The following is a 3,527-nucleotide window of genomic DNA, read 5'->3' as shown; positions in this document are numbered from 1 at the left end:
CCGGGACAGCACACCTAGGCCTTGCCTTGTCTGACAAAGGATCTTGGACTTCCCGCTACCGCCGTGGCCCGAGGTCCGGGACCGGCCCTCGCGCTGCCCGCAGACGGCCCCTGATCCGGGCCGGATCCGGTCATGTCCGTGCGGGACGTGAAGTTCGAGCGGACTCCGTCGGCAGTCCCGTGACGGAGTCCGCTCGGCCGCGCTGATGAGGGATCAGGCCGTGTGCAGCGTCAACCCGTAGCGGTTGAGGATCTCGTTGACGGGCTGGTGCCAGGTCTCGCCGCCGCCGCTGCAGTTGCCCCAGCCGCCGGAGGTGACGCCTTGGGCCTGGTCGCCGCTGATGAAGGAGCCTCCTGAGTCGCCGGGTTCGGCGCAGACGCTCGTCTTCGTCATCTGGTGGACGGCGCCCTGGCTGTAGTTCACCGTCTCGTTCTTCGCCAGCACGGTGCCGCAATGCCAGTGCGTGGTGGAGCCGGAACGGCAGACGGAGGCACCCACCGGGGCCTCGGCGGAGCCGCGGACGAGCTGGTCGGAAACCGTGCCCCAGCCCAGCACCACCGGTACGGTCCACCAGCCGCTGCCCACGTTCACCCAGGCGTAGTCGTTGTCCGGGAACGATGACCCCTGGAAATTGCCGATGTAGGACCGGTCCCAGCCGTACACGGCCGCACTCGGCGAGCCGCAGTGCCCGGCGGTGACGAAGCCGCCGTGCACGGAGAAGCCGATGGAGCAGCGGACGTTGCCGGTGTAGTAGGGGTCACCGCCCACGGTGCCGGCGGCAAAGGTACGCGGTGCGGTGGGGGTCTGGCGCACCGCCACGGGGCCCGCTTCGCGGGCTCGGGCGAGAAAGGCCCGGACATCGTTGTCGTCCCGGTGCGCGGCGACGATGTTCACGACGACCTTGTTGGCTTTCGGATCCACGTGCCAACTGGCGACTCCGGCGGGCGCGGACAGCGAGTCGATGCTCTTCTTCGCCGCGTCGAGCTGCCGCGCGTCGTACCGCACGAGGCGTACGGCCGCTCCGGTCGCGCGTACGGCGTCGGCATGCGCGGCACGGGTGACGGCGACGGTGAGTCGGCCACTGCCGGGGTCGAACCAGGAGCCGCCGTAGGCCGAACCGGCCGCGCTACGCGCCTTGCGTTCGACGGCCGTCGCGGTCTTCTCCGCGGCCAGGCGTGCCACGGCCTCGCTCCGCGTCAGCGCCATGTCGCGCTGCATCGCGGACAGGAGCCCGGGGGAGGCCGGTGCTTCGGTGGAGCGCGCGGGACCATCCGCGGCGGAGGCAGGCAGGGCGCTCGCGGTCGCCCAGGTGCCGAGCAGGAGGAGTGCGGACAGTGCGGTGCGCAGTGTTGTGGTGCGTCTCAAGGGAATGACCCTTCGTTGTTCCAGCAGGGTGGGGGTGGAACAGCAGTGCTTGAGAGCGCTCTCGTGATGTGCGCGGCAGAGCCTAGCCCCTGATCACAAAAAAGGTCTATGCCAATTTCGGCCGGTTGTGACGCCTCGATCTCCTGGTCCCGTCCCGTCCGGCCGCCCCCGGCCCGTGAGGCCGTGCCGTGCCAGATGTACGGCGCTCTGTGGGAGGACGACCGCGGGCGATGATCAGTCAGTGCCCGGCGCGCCGGGACGTACCGCCACCGCGTCGACCTCGAACAGCATCCCCGGCAGCGCCAGCGAGGCGACCCCGCTCAGCGTCTGCGCCGGGAGCCGCCCGCCGAAGCGCGCGTGCAGCGCCTTGCCGAGGATCTCCAGCTTGCCGAGGTCGTGGTCCACGATGAACGTGCCGAGCCGTACGACGTGTTCATAGCCGAGCCCGACCCCCTCCAGCGCCGACCGCAGCCGGTCGAAGGCCAGTTCCACCTGCGCGGCGAAGTCGCCGGGCACGGGGGCGCCGGTGGCGTCGGAGGCGTACTGGCCTCCGATGAAGACGGTTTCGCCGGGTGCCGAGACGGCGTGGCTGTAGCCGAACGGCGTGGGGTCGTGGAGGGTGGCCGGGTTGGTGATCGTGCGCGAGTCGCGCGTCATGACCGGGCTGTCCTTTCGTGGAGTACGGCCGCCGCACACCGGCGGCGACCCTGGCACTCCTCCCCAACTCCCGGACTGCGTACGGCATTCCACCACTGAACCCCTTCAGCGCACGCGCGTGACGAACGCCTGTCGCTCGCTGAAGCCGTCCTCGCCCTGGAGGTCGAGCCGCTCCCCGTCGAAGGCCACGACGCGGCCCCGGGCGTCGATGGTCGGATGGGCCGCGGGCCGCTGGTTCACCGTGCCGTCGGGGCGGGCGCTGACCAGGTCCACCCTGCCGGTGCGCAGATCACGCAGGTAGACCACCTGGCGGGGCCGCTGGCCGGCCTCCGACTCGTACGCGGCGAAAACGATCCGGCGGGCGTCCGCGCTCGGCCGGCCGCTGTGCGTGGCGTACTGCGACCGCGGCCCCAGGACGTGCCGCAGGGTTCCCCGTCGCAGATCCCGTACGAAGACGTCCCCCGTGTCGCTGGTGCCTCCGGAGGGCAGCGTGAGGCACTTCCAGCGGAACGCGACGTGCCGGCCGTCGGCGCTGAGCGCGGGAGCGCTGACTCCGTTGTCCGCGGGATCCCCGGCGCAGTCGGCGTCCGCACGGACCCGCTCGCCCGTTCGCCGGTCGAGGACGTAGACGCCCTCGTGGTCCGCGCCGGGGCCGGTGCCCGCGTCCCACACCATGTAGGCGACCCGGCTGCCGTCGTGGCTCAGCGTGGGGGAGCCGAGGCTCTGTTCGCCGCCGGGCAGCGGGTGGTCGATCCATGAACCGGTACCGCGCCGGAGGTCTCGCACATGGATCCTGAACCGGTTGCCGGTTCCGGTCGGCCGGCCGGCGAAGGTCACATACCGTCCGTTCCCGCTGAGGACCGGTTCCGACACCGTGCGCAAGGCCGGGTCGGTCGTCTCGTCGATCCGTTCGGTGCGGCCGGTCCGGGTGTCGTGCACATAGGCGGGGAGCTTCACGTCGCGCGGTGGCGGCCAGGTGCCGGGTGCCAGCGCGGCGAACGCCACCCGTGTGCCGTCGGCGCTGATCGACGGCGTCCCGAAGTCCGCCTCCTCGCCCTGGCCGTCCGGGACGTCACTGACCCAGCGGAGCTTCCCGGTCCGCAGGTCCTTCACATAGACGTCGGCAGTGGTGTCGGTGTCCCCGGGCGCCAGATTCGTGGCCCACGACAGGAAGGCCACACGCCTGCCGTCGGCGCTGACCACGGGATACGACGACGCACCGTTCCCCTTCACGCCGTCGGCCCTGACATCGACGAACTCCAGCCCCGGTCTCGGCTCGGACGCCTCGGCGGGCACGGCCGGCGCCACCGCGCACAGCGATGCCACGGCGGCGACGGCCGCGCGTAACGCAGAACGCATTCTTCCCCCAGGCGGACACGTCCCCCTGCCCCCGCGGCAAGGGGCCCGCCCTCATGCAACGGCCCCCACCGGCCTCAGGTCAATGCGTTGATTTCCGTACAACCGGCACGCACGATCGACCGTCCGCGCCCGCGGGACACCCCCTA

The 3,527-nt window shown here is 71.4% G+C and carries 3 protein-coding genes; all 3 read right to left on the bottom strand.

Features of this window, described 5'->3' with window-relative positions; genetic code table 11:
* Positions 1 to 213: 213 nt before the first annotated feature.
* The 3 genes from CCL05_RS41065 to CCL05_RS41055 all read right to left on the bottom strand — a co-directional run bounded on the left by CCL05_RS41065 (position 214) and on the right by CCL05_RS41055 (position 3,381).
* Positions 214 to 1,365 carry a trypsin-like serine protease gene (locus CCL05_RS41065; RefSeq protein WP_208641732.1) on the bottom strand — a complete coding sequence of 384 codons (1,152 nt, stop codon included), beginning with the start codon at positions 1,363 to 1,365 and terminating at the stop codon, positions 214 to 216.
* Between the two features lie 234 nt (positions 1,366 to 1,599).
* A complete protein-coding gene (locus CCL05_RS41060; RefSeq protein WP_086565662.1) occupies positions 1,600 to 2,022 on the bottom strand; it encodes a RidA family protein in 423 nt (140 codons plus the stop codon).
* A gap of 105 nt (positions 2,023 to 2,127) precedes the next feature.
* Positions 2,128 to 3,381: a TolB family protein gene (locus CCL05_RS41055; protein WP_086565661.1), complete on the bottom strand. Its 1,254-nt coding sequence runs from the start codon at positions 3,379 to 3,381 to the stop codon at positions 2,128 to 2,130.
* Positions 3,382 to 3,527 lie beyond the last annotated feature (146 nt).

It is taken from the genome of Streptomyces africanus (genome assembly GCF_002150735.1).
Lineage (GTDB): Bacteria > Actinomycetota > Actinomycetes > Streptomycetales > Streptomycetaceae > Streptomyces > Streptomyces africanus.
Note: the sequence above shows the minus strand (reverse complement) of the source record. Positions and strands in the feature narration are given on the sequence as shown.

Bases quoted from the DNA above. Each gene is read 5' to 3' on its own strand.
- CCL05_RS41055 (WP_086565661.1), bottom strand. From the start codon at position 3,381: ATGCGTTCTGCGTTACGCGCGGCCGTCGCCGCCGTGGCATCGCTGTGC.
- CCL05_RS41060 (WP_086565662.1), bottom strand. From the start codon at position 2,022: ATGACGCGCGACTCGCGCACGATCACCAACCCGGCCACCCTCCACGAC.